The 16,196-nt window shown below is 43.6% G+C and carries 16 protein-coding genes; 5 read left to right on the top strand and 11 right to left on the bottom strand.

The window, feature by feature from the left end; translation table 11 throughout:
• Positions 1-44: 44 nt before the first annotated feature.
• On the top strand, positions 45-1,577 hold the full coding sequence (locus ACIFQM_RS23455; protein ID WP_430036634.1) for an MFS transporter: 1,533 nt from the start codon (positions 45-47) through the stop codon (positions 1,575-1,577).
• 50 nt (positions 1,578-1,627) lie between these two features.
• The gene (locus tag ACIFQM_RS23450; protein ID WP_430036637.1) at positions 1,628-2,755 is read left to right on the top strand and encodes a glycoside hydrolase family 88/105 protein; all 1,128 of its coding nucleotides are present in this window, start codon (positions 1,628-1,630) and stop codon (positions 2,753-2,755) included.
• 98 nt (positions 2,756-2,853) lie between these two features.
• Here the strand turns inward: ACIFQM_RS23450 and ACIFQM_RS23445 are convergent, their stop codons facing one another.
• The 6 genes from ACIFQM_RS23445 to ACIFQM_RS23420 form a co-directional block, all read right to left on the bottom strand.
• Positions 2,854-3,072, bottom strand: a complete 219-nt coding sequence (locus ACIFQM_RS23445; protein ID WP_430036640.1) for a type II toxin-antitoxin system RelE/ParE family toxin — start codon at positions 3,070-3,072, stop codon at positions 2,854-2,856.
• A gap of 47 nt (positions 3,073-3,119) precedes the next feature.
• Complete coding sequence (locus ACIFQM_RS23440) at positions 3,120-3,482, bottom strand: AbrB/MazE/SpoVT family DNA-binding domain-containing protein (RefSeq protein ID WP_430066252.1); 363 nt, start codon at positions 3,480-3,482, stop codon at positions 3,120-3,122.
• A gap of 115 nt (positions 3,483-3,597) precedes the next feature.
• A complete protein-coding gene (locus ACIFQM_RS23435) occupies positions 3,598-4,554 on the bottom strand; it encodes a polysaccharide deacetylase family protein (protein WP_430036645.1) in 957 nt (318 codons plus the stop codon).
• Positions 4,555-4,862: 308 nt separating this feature from the next.
• Positions 4,863-6,818, bottom strand: a complete 1,956-nt coding sequence (locus ACIFQM_RS23430; protein ID WP_430036648.1) for an acyltransferase family protein — start codon at positions 6,816-6,818, stop codon at positions 4,863-4,865.
• A 273-nt stretch (positions 6,819-7,091) separates the two neighbouring features.
• Entirely contained in the window at positions 7,092-8,441 is a 1,350-nt protein-coding gene (locus ACIFQM_RS23425) for a sodium-dependent transporter (protein WP_430066250.1), read from the bottom strand.
• A 162-nt stretch (positions 8,442-8,603) separates the two neighbouring features.
• The gene (locus tag ACIFQM_RS23420; protein ID WP_430066248.1) at positions 8,604-11,156 is read right to left on the bottom strand and encodes a DUF2339 domain-containing protein; all 2,553 of its coding nucleotides are present in this window, start codon (positions 11,154-11,156) and stop codon (positions 8,604-8,606) included.
• A gap of 135 nt (positions 11,157-11,291) precedes the next feature.
• Here ACIFQM_RS23420 and ACIFQM_RS23415 point away from each other — a divergent pair, with 135 nt between their 5' ends.
• Positions 11,292-11,462, top strand: a complete 171-nt coding sequence (locus ACIFQM_RS23415; RefSeq protein WP_430036657.1) for a hypothetical protein — start codon at positions 11,292-11,294, stop codon at positions 11,460-11,462.
• A gap of 52 nt (positions 11,463-11,514) precedes the next feature.
• On the opposite strand, the gene ACIFQM_RS23410 is transcribed toward ACIFQM_RS23415, so the two are convergent.
• Both ACIFQM_RS23410 and ACIFQM_RS23405 read right to left on the bottom strand, forming a co-directional pair.
• Positions 11,515-12,405, bottom strand: coding sequence for a copper amine oxidase N-terminal domain-containing protein (locus ACIFQM_RS23410; protein WP_430036660.1), 891 nt, complete (start codon positions 12,403-12,405; stop codon positions 11,515-11,517).
• A 142-nt stretch (positions 12,406-12,547) separates the two neighbouring features.
• On the bottom strand, positions 12,548-13,429 hold the full coding sequence (locus tag ACIFQM_RS23405) for a copper amine oxidase N-terminal domain-containing protein (RefSeq protein WP_430036663.1): 882 nt from the start codon (positions 13,427-13,429) through the stop codon (positions 12,548-12,550).
• A gap of 233 nt (positions 13,430-13,662) precedes the next feature.
• Between ACIFQM_RS23405 and ACIFQM_RS23400 the strand changes: the two genes are divergently transcribed.
• Both ACIFQM_RS23400 and ACIFQM_RS23395 read left to right on the top strand, forming a co-directional pair.
• Positions 13,663-13,791, top strand: coding sequence for a hypothetical protein (locus tag ACIFQM_RS23400; RefSeq protein WP_430036666.1), 129 nt, complete (start codon positions 13,663-13,665; stop codon positions 13,789-13,791).
• 2 nt (positions 13,792-13,793) lie between these two features.
• Positions 13,794-14,105: a hypothetical protein gene (locus ACIFQM_RS23395; RefSeq protein ID WP_430036669.1), complete on the top strand. Its 312-nt coding sequence runs from the start codon at positions 13,794-13,796 to the stop codon at positions 14,103-14,105.
• 14 nt (positions 14,106-14,119) lie between these two features.
• Here the strand turns inward: ACIFQM_RS23395 and ACIFQM_RS23390 are convergent, their stop codons facing one another.
• The 3 genes from ACIFQM_RS23390 to ACIFQM_RS23380 all read right to left on the bottom strand — a co-directional run bounded on the left by ACIFQM_RS23390 (position 14,120) and on the right by ACIFQM_RS23380 (position 16,020).
• Complete coding sequence (locus tag ACIFQM_RS23390) at positions 14,120-14,287, bottom strand: hypothetical protein (protein WP_354450402.1); 168 nt, start codon at positions 14,285-14,287, stop codon at positions 14,120-14,122.
• A gap of 22 nt (positions 14,288-14,309) precedes the next feature.
• Positions 14,310-14,684 carry a hypothetical protein gene (locus ACIFQM_RS23385; protein WP_330708233.1) on the bottom strand — a complete coding sequence of 125 codons (375 nt, stop codon included), beginning with the start codon at positions 14,682-14,684 and terminating at the stop codon, positions 14,310-14,312.
• 898 nt (positions 14,685-15,582) lie between these two features.
• A complete protein-coding gene (locus tag ACIFQM_RS23380) occupies positions 15,583-16,020 on the bottom strand; it encodes a hypothetical protein (RefSeq protein ID WP_430036672.1) in 438 nt (145 codons plus the stop codon).
• Between the last annotated feature and the right edge of the window lie 176 nt (positions 16,021-16,196).

Genomic DNA, 16,196 nt, shown 5'->3' with positions numbered 1-16,196 from the left:
GGTGATTGTCCTCATAACCAGACAAAATATGAGGTGAACAGATCATGGAACGAAAAATCACAATGAAACATACACTCGCCTATGGAAGCGGCAACATGCTGGGAAGCGGTGCACTTGCTATTAGTGGCGCATGGTTAATGTACTTTTATACAACCTTTTGCGGACTGTCTCCTGTTCAGGCCGCAGCCATTTTCTCCGTTGCCAGCATCATCGATGCAGTCAGCAATCCGATCATGGGCTTTATTAGCGACAACTTTCATCGAACCCGCCTGGGCCGTAAATTCGGCAGACGCCGTTTTTTCATTATGATGGGTATTCCACTGATGCTCGTGTATCCCTTGCTTTGGGTAGATGGGTTGGGTTTCTGGTATTACCTAAGTACGTACGTGCTGTTTGAACTGGTGTATACCTCTGTCATGGTGCCCTATGAAGCACTCGCCTCAGAGATGACCCGGGACTTCGGCGCTCGCTCCAGATTGACCGGATGGAAGGCCATGTTCGGTAAAATTGCCAATTTTGCCGCCGCTTTTATCCCTGGTCGCTTTATCGCTGAGTATGGCAAAGACTCTCCATTGCCCTTCTTTTATACCGGACTCGTGTTTGCAGGTATCTTGCTCATTGCGATGGCATTTTTGTACAAAAATTCTTGGGAACGCCCTACGGAGGAACTGCAAAAGGAACTGGAAGGTGAAGCTAAGCTTTCCTTTATAGATTCCATGAAAAAGCTGTTTATTGACATTTCCTCTACCTTCCGGGTGAAGACATTCCGTCATCATCTGGGCATGTATCTGGGCGGTTTTTCAGCCGAGTGGCTGTTCACTTCTGCCTTTACGTACTTTATTGTGTTTTCCCTGTTCCAAAGCTCGGAGATGGTATCTAATCTGAATAGCTTTAACTCTGTCATTCAATTAATTTCCACCTATTTCTTCATCCAGTTCTGTGTGCGCAAAGGGTTCCGTATGCCTTTTATCGCCGCACTCGTCGTCGTTTGCTTTAGCGTAGCGGGTTACGGCCTGCTCTATATCACGGGAGCCTCCAATACGATGGTATGGCTATATGTCATCACACTGTTTATGGGTCTTGGTACAGGCGGGGTCTACTATATTCCCTGGAATCAATATACGTTCCTTGCTGATGTAGATGAGGCATTGACTGGTCGTCGCCGGGAAGGAATTTATGCAGGTATGATGACTTTCGCAGGTAAAATGGTTCGAGCCGTCGTCGTCTTCATACTTGGCTGGGTGTTACAGCATTTCGGATTCGTATCCGGGGCTGATAGTCAGCCGATTGCCGCTCAGCATGCTATATTTTACGTGCTCGTCGTTGGAACCATCGTTTTGGCGATCATTGGTATGATTGCGTCTGTCGTCATGAAGCTGGACATTGACAATCACAAGAAGCTGATTACCGAAATTGACCGCCTTAAAAACGGTGGCTCGATGAAGTCAGCCAAACCGGAAGCTCGAAAGGTATTCGAGGATCTGACAGGTTTTAATTACGATCAGTGCTGGGGCAACAATAATGTAGGTTTCAAGAACAAACCTGCTGACCCTAAGTCACATACGCCTTCCATGTAAGCACAAACAACGATTACCAATCAAATATTTACCAAAGAGGTGACTGTATCATGGCAAATTCAACATCACAACCAACATCTCCATCCAAAAAAACAGAGCCTTGGTCTGTACGCATGAGCGACTCTGTACTGAAACGTAGTCCTGAATTTTTTGAAAAATGGGAATATGACCACGGCGTCATTTACAAAGGCTTGGAAGCGGTCGGTGAACTGACAGGCGATCCCAAGTATATGGAATATGTGAAAAAACAAATGGATCATTTTGTTGACGAAAAAGGGGTTATTCAGCGCTATAAAGTGGATGAATACAATATTGACCACGTGAACAATGGCAAGCTGTTATTCCCGCTGTATCATGCCACAGGAGATGAACGTTATAAAAAGGCGGCTGCCCATCTGCGCAGTCAGTTGGAAAAGCACCCTCGTACGCATGAAGGCGCGTTCTGGCATAAGCAAATTTATCCATATCAAATTTGGCTGGACGGCTTGTATATGGGTGCCCCGTTTTATGCGGAATTTATCCGCGAATTCGGAGATTCGTCTGAACTCAGCGATGTTACCTTGCAATTCAAGCTCTGCTACAAGCATACGCGTGATCCTCAAACGGGCCTGCTCTACCACGCTTGGGATGAAAAACGTGAACAGCCTTGGTGCAATCCGCAGTCAGGCTGTTCCAAGAACTTCTGGGGACGTTCTATCGGCTGGTTCGTTATGGCACTCGTTGACGTGCTGGACTATATTCCAGAAGATCACGCAGATCGCCCTGCCTTGCTCGATATGCTGACGGAAACACTGGAAGCTCTGCTGAAAGTACGTGATAAAGAAAGTGGAGTCTTTTATCAGGTGCTCAACCTGGGCCATGTGAAAGGCAACTATTTGGAAGCCTCCGCTTCCTGCATGATTCTCTATGCGATCGCCAAAGGCGTTCGCAAAGGTTATCTGCCAGAGCATTATCGTCAAGAGGCAGAAATCATCCGTAAAGGTATTATTGATGAATTTATCACGATTACCGAAGAAGGACTCGTGAATCTGAACAAAACGGTGCAAGTAAGTGGTTTGGGCGGTAAAGATCGTCGGGACGGCACCTTCACTTACTATATCAGTGAGCCGATTGTGACGAACGATCCCAAAGGTATCGGAGCTTTCATTCAGGCGATGGCTGAAGCGGAACGGCTCTAAAGCGGACGAAATGTAATCTTCTACAATAGAAAAGGACGGGGCCAATGGCCTCGTCCTTTTCTTGTTATCTATCATTTTTTCTTTGAAATCTAAAGTTTTCAGCTTTTCAAGTAACGCTTGAGTTCTTCATAGAAATTTTCTCTGGAACCGGCCAATATGACTACAATGAGTTCGCCTTCCTCATTTTCTTCTAGCCGATATGCAATTTCATAATTGGTACCTTTATAAAATACATTGTAGCCAAGAGTTCCGCTTAGATCACCTGTTTTGTGCTCTCCAATGGAGGGATCAAGTCGTATGGCTGTAATAGCGTCCAAGTAGGCTGACTTTAACGGTCTTTCAGAAAGCTTTTTAAAATATCGTTTTATAGTTCATCCGCATCATCATCGCCAGATTTAAAATTACGGGCAGCCTCTCCGGATTCAGCAATTAATGACTTTACAGCCCCGTGAAGCTCAGCCTGTCTTTCACGGAATTTTTGAAGCAGTTCCTGATCCTTGTACCCTTCCTGAATGAGATCAGCTAAGATAAGATCAGAAAAATTGTCATTCGCAGTATTTTCACGTACAGGACGAATAATGATGTTATTTCCTTTGATCCCGAATTCCACTTCATCCTTAATTCCAGCCTGTTCATACAGTCTTTGAGGTATTGTGACTTGGCGTTTTTGCGAGACACGCGCACGTTTCCATTCCACTCGTTCCACCGCCTCATTAGCTATTACCATAGTATACTCCCCCTTTTCCAACCATTCTATTCCGAGAAACAAATTTTCTTTGTTTCTTTACTTCTATACTTATAGTATAGGTAGTTTTCGAAAAGGAAGCAACCTAAACATATATTCACTTCATAATCTTAAATTCATATCCCTGTTTTTTTAAATATTCTATGATGACCGGTAAAGCCTTTGCAGTTTCTTCCTTGCCATAGGTATCATGCATTAGGATCACGGCTTTTTCTCGCCCCTTTACAGACTTCATAAATTGGTTTATGAGTCCGGCCGCTTTCTTGTGTCGTCCCTCTGCATCTTTAGTTAATACATTCCAATCCACTTGGTGGTAATCCTTTTTCAGTAACGCTGCATCTAATGAGGCCATACCCTTTGGATCTTTTTTCTTCCACGTCATGTGGCCTCCCGGAAATCGGATCATTCTTGTCGAGAAGTCCGGTCCCAGAATGCTTTTTAATACCTGATTGTTCTTTTCAATATCCTTCATAACGTTGTCCGTACTTACAGCCTTGTGGGGATATAGATACTTATAGTTATGTGAATACGTATGGTTTCCTATAGCGTGACCTTCTGCAACAATCCTTTTGATGATATTCTTCGTATGTTCATTTTCACCGGCTTCCTTTCCTACGACAAAAAAGGTTGCCTTTACCTTCTGTTTTTTAAGAATATCCAATATTTGAGGTGTCACCGTCACGGATGGCCCATCATCAAAAGATAAATAAGCTACTTTTTTACCGTCGGCTCCATCAGGCTTCTGCCCCAGCATTTGTTGGTTTAAATATTTCTCAACAAAGGCACCATCTTCAACTCCGGCATCGTCTTTTTGTGAAGCAACTTTACCATTCGATTCGACATTGGCTTTACCTTTTAATTTGTCATTGGATACGGCATCTGTTTGGTTAACTTGCTCCAGTGTTTGGGCTGGTGGTTTGCTATCTGAAACCTTTAGCACAATGAGCGTAACACAGCCGATCACGAATAATAAAATAGCAATGAATATGAGTCTTCTTTTGTTCCTCTTCAAGCGATGCTCTCTTGTCCTACTATATGTGTAATCCTTTTCCATTAGCTTATGTACCCCCACCAACATAATATTTCCCGAAATTAGGCATATTCGTAACCTTACCATAAATAAGTAGAATGAAAATTGAAAAATTGTAGCCAAATAAGCAAATAATTGTTACCCTTTGGGCTTCAAAAACAACATTGGTCATTGAAGAAAGAGAGCACAAGCCTGAACAGCTTAATAAAATAAAAAGTAGCCGTGATGTTGCGCATCACAGCTACCTAACAATGGAAGGTGGGCAACCACGGTAAGAGTTCCATCTAAACAGCCGATCAGGGGCTAACGTATTCCCGATAGATTATTGCTATTTAAGATGGCTTTGTCAAAACCTGAGCCAACAAAGATGCATAGGCTTTGGCGCCTTTGGGCTTCAAATGAACTCCGTCGGGTTCAAAATACGAGTTTTGGCCAGAGCTGGCTCCGTACCAGTCGATCATCGTAATCCGTTCATCCTGAGCTGCCGCTTCGGCAAGATGCCTGTTCACGATGCTCTCCCACGGACGTGGGACACGAGTATTCACGAGGATAATACGCTTCGCATCCTTCAGACTGGCGAGCAAATCGGTCAATTGGCCCTTGGTAAAGGAACCGTTTGTGCCCAGCTCAATAATGACTGTCTTCCCCAGCTGTCCGTTCTGTTTCAACTGCTCCAGTACGGCAGGCGCTTCTGCCATCTGCCGACCGATCCGTCCGTCTACCACCGCGTCTGGAAAAGCTTGCTGAATGTATGCCTGCACATCCAGCATGACAGAATCGCCAATTGCGGTCACACCTGCGCCAACATCTGCACCAGGCGCTGCCTGTTGCTGTTGGGTGGAAGTATCCGACTGAGCCTTAACCCCTTCCGCAGTGTCAGCCTTAGTCTCCGCATTCTTTGGCGCTTGGGTTTGAGCCTGGATCTTAGCTGCGTCCTGCACCTTGCTGCCCCCGGATACTTGTGGCTTGGCTTTTTGCTCCTTTGAAGCCACGGACACAGTTCCGTGAAGCGGCGGCATTGTCTTCCCGCTTAGAATCTCATCGTTCGCCGCTGCCTGCGTGATTGCGCCAGTAGACGTCACGTAGAGGTGAATGGTGCCCGCAAAAACTCCCATAAAAAGCACAGATGCTGCGGTTGCAGGCATCCATCTCCAACGTGCCTGTCTGCGGACCGCTGTACGGATGCCCGCGATCCAGTGGCGAAATCCTCCGTGCCGGATCGGCTCCTCGATATATTTATATGAGAGAGACGCAAGTAATATGGTTGCTAACAATTGTAAAATGATTCGCAGCACATGCACCCCGTCGGTATCCACCTGCGGTGTTGTCAGGGTGATAACCGGAACATGCCACAGGTATAGCCCGTAGGAACGTGCGCCAATCCAGCGCAGCGGCTTGAGTCCAAGCAGCTTTCCGAGATGGCTCACCGGATGTGCTAACGCAGCGACCACAATAGCAGTAACCAAAGCTATGCCCAGCAAGCCCCCACGATACAAAGACGGGTCATATTCATTCGAGGCCCATGCCCAGTGACACAGCAGCAGCAAGCTTACAGCCCCAATACCATCCAGGAACAAGCGCGCCTTGGCAGACGCTTGCCCCTTCAGCTTGCCGCTAGGCCATACCAAAGCCAGCGCCGCACCGATCAGCAGGGCGAATCCGCGTGTATCCGTGCCATAATACACCCGGCTGGGATCAGCTCCGGGCACATAAATGACTGCCATCAGCAGCGCCGAGATCAACGCCAGGCAAGTTACCCAGCCTGCGAGCACAATACGCTTGGGCATGTATTTCAGCCCAAGCGCCAGCATTAACGGCCACAGGATATAGAATTGTTCCTCCACCGCCAGCGACCACAGATGTCCGAGCGGCGAAGGTGGTCCAAAGCTTTCAAAATACGATACCTGATGAAAAATAAACCACCAGTTACTCATATATACCAATGCAGCAGGTACATCTCCGCGCAAGGCCGTGAGCCGTGACGGATCGAAAAGCAACGAGCACAGGACAATGACGGCTACAACCGTCAGCATGGCAGGCAGCAGCCTTCTGGCCCGACGCAACCAGAAATCTTTCATTTTAAAACTATGATATGTATCCCACTGACTTACTAGAATATCCGTGATTAAATACCCCGATAACGTAAAAAAAACGCCTACACCCAACAAGCCTCCTGGCAACCAATCCGGATTCAGATGATACACAATGACTGCGATAACCGCCAGCGCTCTTAACCCATCCAGCCCCGGCATATAACGACGTTGTGATGGCAACGGATTAGACTTCATTTCAGCCGCCATCCTTCATGCAAATTCAAGCTCCCTGTCTGTTTCAATGCTCTTCTGCCCTTTCCCTCTCCTGCACATCGTTTTGGTGCGATGCCCTGTATCCTTTTCGTTCATTATATAAAACTTCATATTCGTAATCATTTCAATGAAGTTAAAATTAATGACAATGTTTTTATTATATCACTCCTTTCCACAGTTAAGTAACCACTGATAGATATACAAAAAAAGGCATCTCCTCCCTTGGGAAGAAAATGCCTTTTTGTTGATTTTAGCTTAAAATTTGATGATGCCTGAGGTATGCAGGAATACCAGCAACATCAGGATCGGCGCAACATACCGAAGGGCAAACAGCCAGATTCGGAACCATGCAGGCTTGAGGTTCGCTTGCTCTGCTGCATTTTTCCAATAGTACCCTGCAAAGATAACGACCATCAGGCCACCGAGTGGCAAGAAGATGTTGGATGCCGTGAAATCTACAAAGTCAAAGAATGACTTGCCTCCGACCTTCAGTTCCGGCACCAGCCCCATAGACAATGCCGATGGAACACCCATCAACAGGCACAGGATGGAAATAATGATAACCGAGCGGACACGACTCCAACGGAAACGTTCCATCACATAGGCGACAGACACCTCCAACAGAGATACCATCGAGCCGATGGCTGCAACCGCCAGCAGTACAAAGAACAAACCACCGAAAAAGGAACCGAGAGGCATAGCAGAAAACGCCGCTGGCAATGCGATAAAGACCAGAGACGGTCCTTGAGCCGGGTTAATACCGAAAGAAAAGGTGGTTGGGAAAATGATCATACCTGCGATAAACGCATAGATCAAATCGCCTCCTCCAATGGCCAACGCAGCCGTACCCAGCGATTGGCGGCGATCCACATACGCACCATACGTTACCATGATCCCCATACCCAGAGATAGTGAGAAAAAGGCATGTCCCAAAGCAACCAATGCTGATTCTATAGTGAGCTTAGAAAAATCAGGGTTCAAAAAGAAAGCTACACCTGCGCCAGAACCTGGCAGCAACAGAGCATTCACCATCAAGACCAGCAATAGAATGACTTTGGCAGGAATGAGGATTTTATTGAATTTTTCAATCCCGTTGGATACACCCAAAATAACGACAACTGCACAAATGGCAAAAACAATCAACAGCCATGCTAGTGGTGCGTAGCCCGAAGAGAATGCGGCGAATTGTCCGGCAAAATCGTTATTGGAAAACAATTTTCCGGTGAATGCCTGTATAGCATAATGGAGCGTCCAGCCCCCTACGATACTGTAGAACGACAAAATGACAAACGGGATAATCACATACATGATGCTTAATTTACCCCAAATCGGATGACCGCCTACTTTGACCATAGCAGAAGCAGCACTACCCCGGCCAGCTCGACCAAGCGCCAGCTCAGCCAGCAATACAGGTAAGCCTACAAGCAGCAGACAGACGATAAACAGCATGAAAAATGCCGCCCCACCATACTGTCCAGTAATATATGGAAATTTCCAAATGTTGCCGAGACCTGCCGCACTCCCGATCGCTGCCAGTATGAATCCCGCTGATGAGAAGCGTTCATTTTTATCGTTCAGGCTGTTCTGTCCCTTGCTCAAACTCATTGTATCCCCCTCATTCTCTCTACTTCCGCATAAACATAAGCATGCGTACATAAATAATTTTCACTCATTATAGCGTAAGTAGGATGTAAGATCATACAATATTTTTCACTATTATCGAATTTATTTTCATATTGTCGGATATCTATATAATCCTACAAAAAACTACATTTTTTCTTCAACATCCTTCATTATAATGGCCTCTCCCATGCGATTCGATACTTTTTGATAAATATACGAAATCGCCAATAATACCACACCAAAAGAGAAGTAAGCTATGATGGTGCTTCCCGTCGTTAACAGATGCAGGTCATACAGCAGCAGCTTGCCTGTCGATAACAAAGTCAATCCCAGACCAAATCTGCGAATGTAGACCACCCGTTTACGGAAACCATAGGCAATATACAAAATAGCCAGCAACAGATACACCAAGCTGAATATAAGCCCGGCATCTCCCAGACGGAACTGAACCCCGAAGAATGCGGTAATCACACCCAGCAAATATACGCCCATAATAACAGGATACAGCTCCGTGCTTCGATAATGTCGGGTCATCAGTGCGTTCAGGAAATCCTTGCTGCTGAAAAATACCAGGACATTGAAGACAGCCAGCAGCACCAGCGCCACATAATCGGCAGCCGTATTTTGCGCATAATTGTCATGCAAGGTTGGAATGGCCACGGTAACCAGCAGCCCCAACGCATAGCCGATGACATACAGCGCCAAGCTGTAGTATTTAATCACCTGATCATACAGCAGCTTCACTTTAGGCAAGGAGTAAGCCAAAACCAGCGATACACAGGTGTACAGCAGTGCTTTGTAAAAGGAATAGTGTGTGAATCCTTCGGGTACGATGATGTTATACCAATGCCCGGCTTCATACAGCAAATAACCATACACATTCACCAGCGTCACATATGTAAAACCCTGCATGATACGCATCTCGTACAGACGAATATTTTTGAATGTATCTGGACGGCCGAACTGCATCGCATAAAAGACGGTAACGATCAGCATCCCCAGCGTAATAAGCGTGTATTTAAGCCCAAAATAATCCGTCTCAAATCCCGACAACAGATATATAGGAAGATCGGTGAAAAAGAACGTACCCAGACATAGTAATAAAATGCCCCAGCCCGTTCGCTCCAATTCCTTCAACCGATAACGATTGCCATACAACGTCAGGAGGACGGCCTCGATTAGCCAGCCCATAGATAGCCATTTGACTCCAAACTGGAACGGAATCATCAGAATGGCGAAGGTCAAGGAGGTGGCATAAAATAACACCTTTGTCTGTTTCTCTTCCGGAATAAAGCTGCTAACCCATTGCGCCAAGCCCCCATACACCAGGCAAAACACAAGTGCCAGCAGGCCTTTGTAATCATCCAAGCCCGCATCACCGAACAGAGAGTACAGAACGGTACAGCTTACGACTGTGTTCAGAGCCAGCAGGGAGAAATCCAGCCAGGACAGCTTTTCTTTTAATCGGAATGGCACCCAGAGCGTCATCCCAAGGTACATTGCAAATGTAATAACTGCATACAGCATGCTTGCAGTCGTGCTATTCGACAACCACACCAGTACAATCATCAGGGGTGTATTCAGCAGAAAGCTGATATATTGCACGACGACCCAGCGTTTGCGGAAGGATACGAGCAGAATCAGCAGGTTCAGCAGAAACAGGTAGCCCATGGCGATGTAAACCGCGTTCCCTTGCAGCCCGTTCGCCGCCATATAGGAAAACAGCGGGATATATCCCCCTACCAATCCAAAAGAACAAATCGTTCTGGATTCATACCTTAACGACAGCAGCACAGCAGTCACCGTAACCAGCACGGATAGACCCATGCCCGTATACATCCCTATAATCTCCAGTAAGAAGTAGCTGTAAAAAATCGACCCGTACAGCACCGAAATACCGCCGCCCAATATGCCGAGCGCAAAGGTCTGCTTCTGTTTGCGGTACAACCACTCACCGCCGCCCAGCATCAGCGCTCCTAACAGAAAAAAGGCTACGCCCTTCATATTTCCTGTAAACCAGTTGGAATATGAATATTTAAAGGCAGCTCCTACGCCTAAAATAATGAGCAAAATCCCCAGCTTGTTGATCCAGTTCAAGCCCAGCTTCATTTCGAACTGATTCTGCTTCATGCGCTTCTGCATCGTTTCTTCGCTGATTTCTTCTTCTTGAAGCAGATCCAGCCCGTTCGCCGTATGATGAAGCAGATTTTGCTCAGCCTCTTGGAAGCGTCGGCGCTGCTCCATGATCCGCTCACGGATCTCCTCCGAGAACTGCCGCAATCTAGCGACGATCTCCTCCTGATCCTCTTTAAGCTCATGAGTGCTTTGCTGAATAAGCTGGTCTACACGATTTTGGGCCCCGTGCTCAAAGGCAGTCAATCGGTTCGTCCCTTCTGCTGTTCTGGATGCAAAATAGGTTTCCAGCTTTTCACGCGAGATGCGGATCATGTTGGCCTTCTCGCTCAGCATTTGCTCCGTCAGCGCCGTGCGCAGCTTTCCATTTTCCTGCTCGATATGTTGTACCCGCTCTTCCAGACGAAGGCAGCGAGCCTGAACATCCTCAAATTTCTTCCGCAGCACCTCATTCTCCAGAATGACATCCGAGGCTTCGTAGTCCGCAATTAACGTCTGGTATTCCTTAAGCAGCTTGCTCTGCTCTTGGCGGATCGTATGTAAACGATCTTTCAAATCCTTCATATTTCCCTCCATCACTGCCCAGTTTGGTAATCATTACATTTTACATGAAATTAAAAAGGCATTATAGAGACTATAGCCCATTTTGAGCTTGGCTAAGGCCTATGCCCCCCTTCGCAAAAACGAAACCCGGATGATATGTTTATCGGGGAAGACTACACGAAAAAAACGGCAACGGGCTTGAAGGAGTTGGAGACGAATCCAGTATGGAAGGGCCTAAAGGCTGTCCGCAACAAGCATATGCACGTCGTGGGTACAGAAATTGTAGGTTCACTCCTTACTTGTGGCTTTGAAGCCAAGACGAAATAAAAGACGTCCTTGATGCCCAGGACGTCCTTTAAATAGATGGATTCAGTATTAGCTATTGTTTTCTTGCCTCATTAGGAATAGGTTGAATAATATCTACATAGGATTCAGCTTTTACAGTAAAATCTTTCTGTTGACCTTTATCATCTTTGTATATAATCTTGAAATTTCCATTCTCATCATTAAACATCAAGATATCAGTTACCCATTCGACGTAATTATAGCTAGGTCTCTTTCCAGCACTTGATGCAATATATTCCATACCCGTGGATACAGTAAACTGCCAGACTGCCTTGGCCACCCCATCTTTAACTTCAACTACCGTATTACCAACATTGTTTCCATACATGTATTTGGAAGAATCCCCTCTTGGAAAAATGTAAGTATATTCTTTATTAGCCCCCGGTTTTTCTAAAGAAGAAAGCGATTTGAAGGAGAATTGAACCGGCAACGATATAGCAGCCTGACGGGCTGCTTGTAAATCTTCTGCCTGTAAGCTCTCTTGGTCTACCTTATAATTACCATCTTGAATAAATAAAATAGACCGAAGCTTCTCATAGTTTGCCTTGTAACCAAAGTTCTCCGAAATAAAACGAATAGGCACCAATATCCTTCCCTGAGTCACTTGAACTGGCACATCAACTTGAACTGCTTTGTTATTTTTAAATGCTTCTTTTTTGCTGGCTATCAACTTAATTTGATCTGTGCCTTTAGTGATGAGAGCAGATTGACTTTTACTATCCCATTGATAGGTTACCCCAAGTGAAGAGAGCGTCCGTATGGGAACCAGCACACGCCCATCCTCAATGATAGGTGAAACATCGGTTGCTATAAACTTTCCATTCACATTCACCGCGTTAACGGATACAGGATTAGCAGCATCAGCAACCGCCCAGGATTGAAATGTAAGTACGAAGAAAAACACAAGCACAATAACCTTTTTCAAGATAAATTACCTCCTTTTTCAATAAGTGCTCTTACATAAGACGTATGAATTATCCGAAAGTTTCTAGTCCAATACGGCCCATCAGTATGCAAAACAAAGGACGTCTCTTATTACTCAGGACGTCCAAAATGAATTGAATAATCTATTTAATTTGATCTTTCCTTACTTCGCCGGAAATAGGTACAATAATATCCTGTATTCCCGTAACCTTAGCGGGTAAAGCTTGAGTTATCGGCTTCTCAGTTCCCACTTTGCCATAAGTAACACTACGATCCACACGTTCTTGTAAAAAATAATACTGTGTTTTGTCTACCGGTGGTCTTTTCCCTTTTTCTTTCGTATACTTCCCTGTGTCTTTTTCTACGCCTTCCCAAACTAAATGCTTAACATCATCTTTAATTTCGTAATAAGTAAGTAAGTTTCCAACAACATAATAATATCTCAATGCCTCCCCTTCAGGGAAAATAAACTGGTAATAAATAGACTCTTCGGTATTATCAAGCGTATTTTCATCATTAGAAGGAAGGCCTACAGCAATTTTACGTGCCGTCACCAAATCTGTACCCTGATATAGCTTCTTATATTTTTCTATTTGGTCAGCACTCCGGATAATGACAGTATTTTCGTCCGCTTTCCACTCCACCTCTGCTTTAAAAGCTTCGCTGATAAAACGCAAAGGCACAACAACCCGATTCTTGTTCAATTGGGCAGGCACATCCAAAGTAAGTGTTTTTTCTCCATAAGCAGCTTCTTTTTGACCGATCGTAAGTACAAGTTTTTCTTTCACCCCAGGAGCATTGACAGTCACCGTCTTATGGCCAGCATTCCAGACTAAATTGAGTTTTAGCGGCTTCAAAGAAGCTAAAGAAACCATAGTTCTCCCTGCGACAGAAACGGGTGGAGCATCTGAATTAACGACCTCACTATTGATAACTAATTGAATCGACGGTGCAGCAGAAAGCGGAATAGCAAATGTTAAGAGCATGCTTAAAGTAAGCATAGATGAAAGAAAGATTTTTTTCATACCTAACTAACCTCCAATAATTTGTAATTACACTAAATTATAAACGTTTCAAACAAGAAAAAGTTTTGTTTTTTCAAAAAAAAAAAAAACATATTGCGTAACGTTACGTTATATAATATAACAAAAACACGGTAAGCGTTTGTTGCAGAATGATTAATGAGTGCCGGGAAGCACCCCATTCTGTTCCCCTCCAAACTCCTTAACCAACTATAATTTTTAGGAGGAACATTGTCATGGCAAATTTTGAATATGCTAAATTCGCTAAAATTCACCCTACTACAGGAAGATACAACAATACAGGTTTCCAGGCCCGCATAACTTTACCTTCGTCCAAATCACTTCCACAAGGGGGAACTCACTAACAATGGATTTTCTTTCTCTCAATGAAAGCTTTTCTCCACTACATGAATTACCACCTTCTCCGTTATTGCTGCATGTGCATGAAATCCTTAACTCCGAGGATGCCGACACCAAGACTGCTATGAATATTGTTGACCAACCGGATTTTTTTAGTTTACTTCTAGTAACAACCAATGCAAAAGAAAATTATTGGAATGCACACCTTTTTTATATGGACCAGGTAGAGAGAAATAATAAGCAGTATCGTTACCATACCTTCTCCATCACCGAGAGCCTACACCTACATAACTGCCTGTCCGAACTCTTCAAAGGATAATAAAAAGGCAGGACTCAATTAGAGTCCTGCTTTGCCTCTTTCATTCTTTGGTATTCTTCTTCAATAATTCTAGTTAATAGCTCTGTAGCGGTAATTCCCAATTTTTTAGCCGTCTCTGCTAATTCCTTTTTGATATATGCAGGAACATCATAGTGAAATTTTACTTTATTTCCATAAGCCAATGGTTAGCCCTCCTTATTTAATTCAGTCATTATTCATCACTTCCTGATACTTCTGATCAATGAGACGAATTAACAATTGAGTAGCTGAGGTATCCTGTAGATCAGCACACTCAATGAGCTTTTCTTTTACCTCTGGAGCAAACTCATAGGGCAATTTGAGTTTAGGCTCGGACATCCTCCCCCCCATGCTTTTTTCAACTTGAATCGCTTTGTTTATCATCAGTTCGAGAGAATCCTTTTCTGCGTCATTAAACTCAGTATATTTTAAAAGAACTCTGGATAGGTAGGATTTTAAAGCCTTCTGATTATCCTGATTTAAGGCAATGGTTAAAGTATCATCTTGTATGTCCAACTCACAATCAAAGTTGTTTCCAAACAAATTGATATTATATTTCACGATTACACTCCTTTATCAAACATTAAATTTTTGTTACTTATAATATACTTTGTTTCGTTATATTACGCAATATTTTTTAATAAAAATATACCATAACAATTGGCATTTTCATAGTATGTTGCCATCTATTTTCGTTTAAGGCATTCATCATTTCATAAGACTATAGCCCATTTTGAGCTTGGCTAAGGACTATCCCCCCCTTCGCAAAAACGAAAGCTGGATGATATGTTTGTCGGGGAAGACTACACGAAAAAAACGGCAACGGGCTTGAAGGAGCTGGAGACGAATCCAGTATGGAAGGGCCTAAAGGATGTTATGGTAATTTTATTATATTAATGGTATATTATGTACATATGATTTATAAGGAGGACTTTATGAAAATACAAAAAAATACATTCTAAGTTCCATAATACTTCTAGTAGTAATAGTCGTTGCAGGAGCCATTTTTACATCTAAAACGACTATATCTTTTAAAGAAGCAGCTTTGGGACAAGTAAATTTAGGTGACATTGACACAATTGAAATTATTAAATCAGATGATAATTCTGCAAACGAAAAAAAATAACTGTGTCAGACCCTAAATCAATTAATCAAATCATAAATGTATTTTCGCAATTACAGCTAAAAAAATTCAATTCAAGTACACCCTCGTCCGACTTGTACTGGATCACTATTAGATCAAAACAAGAAAGGAAACTTGGATTAACCCTATTGGGAGGAAACAATTTAGTAGTCTATCAATACAATTCGGCCGTTCCTAAAAATAGTGTTGTTTCATATGAGATTATTAGCGGGTATAATGAAAAATTAATGCAAAGTTTTTTTGAATAATTTAGGTTGTATGAAAAGATAACCACTTGTCTTAGAAAAAGACAAGCAGTTATCTTTTCTATGACTATTAAAGAAGCATCCATCCACCGCTGGTGGAATGCACTCGCGTCACCACACCTTTACCGGTAATGAATCTGATTCCCTGTGTTTCGTATTCAATAAATGGAAATTTAACTTCAATCAAATCATATCTCCCTTGATTGTCCTCCAAAAAATCTTGAAGATATCCCATTTCCCAGTAACCATTAATAACCAAACTTTTAAGAGCTTCTTTTTCACTAGGAATCATACCCACCAGAAGAGAAGCAATGCCTGCTGCCAAACTAGGTGCAGTATATTTAAAAAACATAGCTCCAATTACAGACAGCGAAGTACTTAACGCAGCGGCCAAAGCATTAGTATTCTGCTCTACAAGACCCTTATCATAAACATTTCGTTGTGCTCTTTGCATTTGTCTGACCTGATCCAAATTCAAAACGATATTAGCAGTGTATTCTTTTAGCATAGCTTAGCTATCCTTTATCTTAACTATGTGTTTTAATCTTAAAAGTTCACTGTGTGAGATAGTTTCTGGAGTACTTTTTCTTCCATTTGCTCACCACCGATGACTAATGTGTAATTGCTGAGCTACTTAAATTCACTTAAATCTTTAATATAAAGCCACGCCTGTTGAATAACCAA

It is taken from the genome of Paenibacillus sp. NRS-1782 (genome assembly GCF_050467685.1).
In the GTDB taxonomy this organism is placed as follows: domain Bacteria; phylum Bacillota; class Bacilli; order Paenibacillales; family Paenibacillaceae; genus Paenibacillus; species Paenibacillus terrae_A.
The sequence above is the reverse complement of the archived record's forward strand: the minus strand, read 5'-3'. Positions and strand labels throughout refer to the sequence as shown.

Bases quoted from the DNA above. Each gene is read 5' to 3' on its own strand.
- ACIFQM_RS23455 (WP_430036634.1), top strand. From the start codon at position 45: ATGGAACGAAAAATCACAATGAAACATACACTCGCCTATGGAAGCGGC.
- ACIFQM_RS23450 (WP_430036637.1), top strand. From the start codon at position 1,628: ATGGCAAATTCAACATCACAACCAACATCTCCATCCAAAAAAACAGAG.
- ACIFQM_RS23440 (WP_430066252.1), bottom strand. From the start codon at position 3,482: ATGGTAATAGCTAATGAGGCGGTGGAACGAGTGGAATGGAAACGTGCG.
- ACIFQM_RS23435 (WP_430036645.1), bottom strand. From the start codon at position 4,554: ATGGAAAAGGATTACACATATAGTAGGACAAGAGAGCATCGCTTGAAG.
- ACIFQM_RS23430 (WP_430036648.1), bottom strand. From the start codon at position 6,818: ATGAAGTCTAATCCGTTGCCATCACAACGTCGTTATATGCCGGGGCTG.
- ACIFQM_RS23425 (WP_430066250.1), bottom strand. From the start codon at position 8,441: ATGAGTTTGAGCAAGGGACAGAACAGCCTGAACGATAAAAATGAACGC.
- ACIFQM_RS23420 (WP_430066248.1), bottom strand. From the start codon at position 11,156: ATGAAGGATTTGAAAGATCGTTTACATACGATCCGCCAAGAGCAGAGC.
- ACIFQM_RS23415 (WP_430036657.1), top strand. From the start codon at position 11,292: ATGTTTATCGGGGAAGACTACACGAAAAAAACGGCAACGGGCTTGAAG.
- ACIFQM_RS23405 (WP_430036663.1), bottom strand. From the start codon at position 13,429: ATGAAAAAAATCTTTCTTTCATCTATGCTTACTTTAAGCATGCTCTTA.
- ACIFQM_RS23400 (WP_430036666.1), top strand. From the start codon at position 13,663: ATGGCAAATTTTGAATATGCTAAATTCGCTAAAATTCACCCTACTACA.
- ACIFQM_RS23395 (WP_430036669.1), top strand. From the start codon at position 13,794: ATGGATTTTCTTTCTCTCAATGAAAGCTTTTCTCCACTACATGAATTA.
- ACIFQM_RS23380 (WP_430036672.1), bottom strand. From the start codon at position 16,020: ATGCTAAAAGAATACACTGCTAATATCGTTTTGAATTTGGATCAGGTC.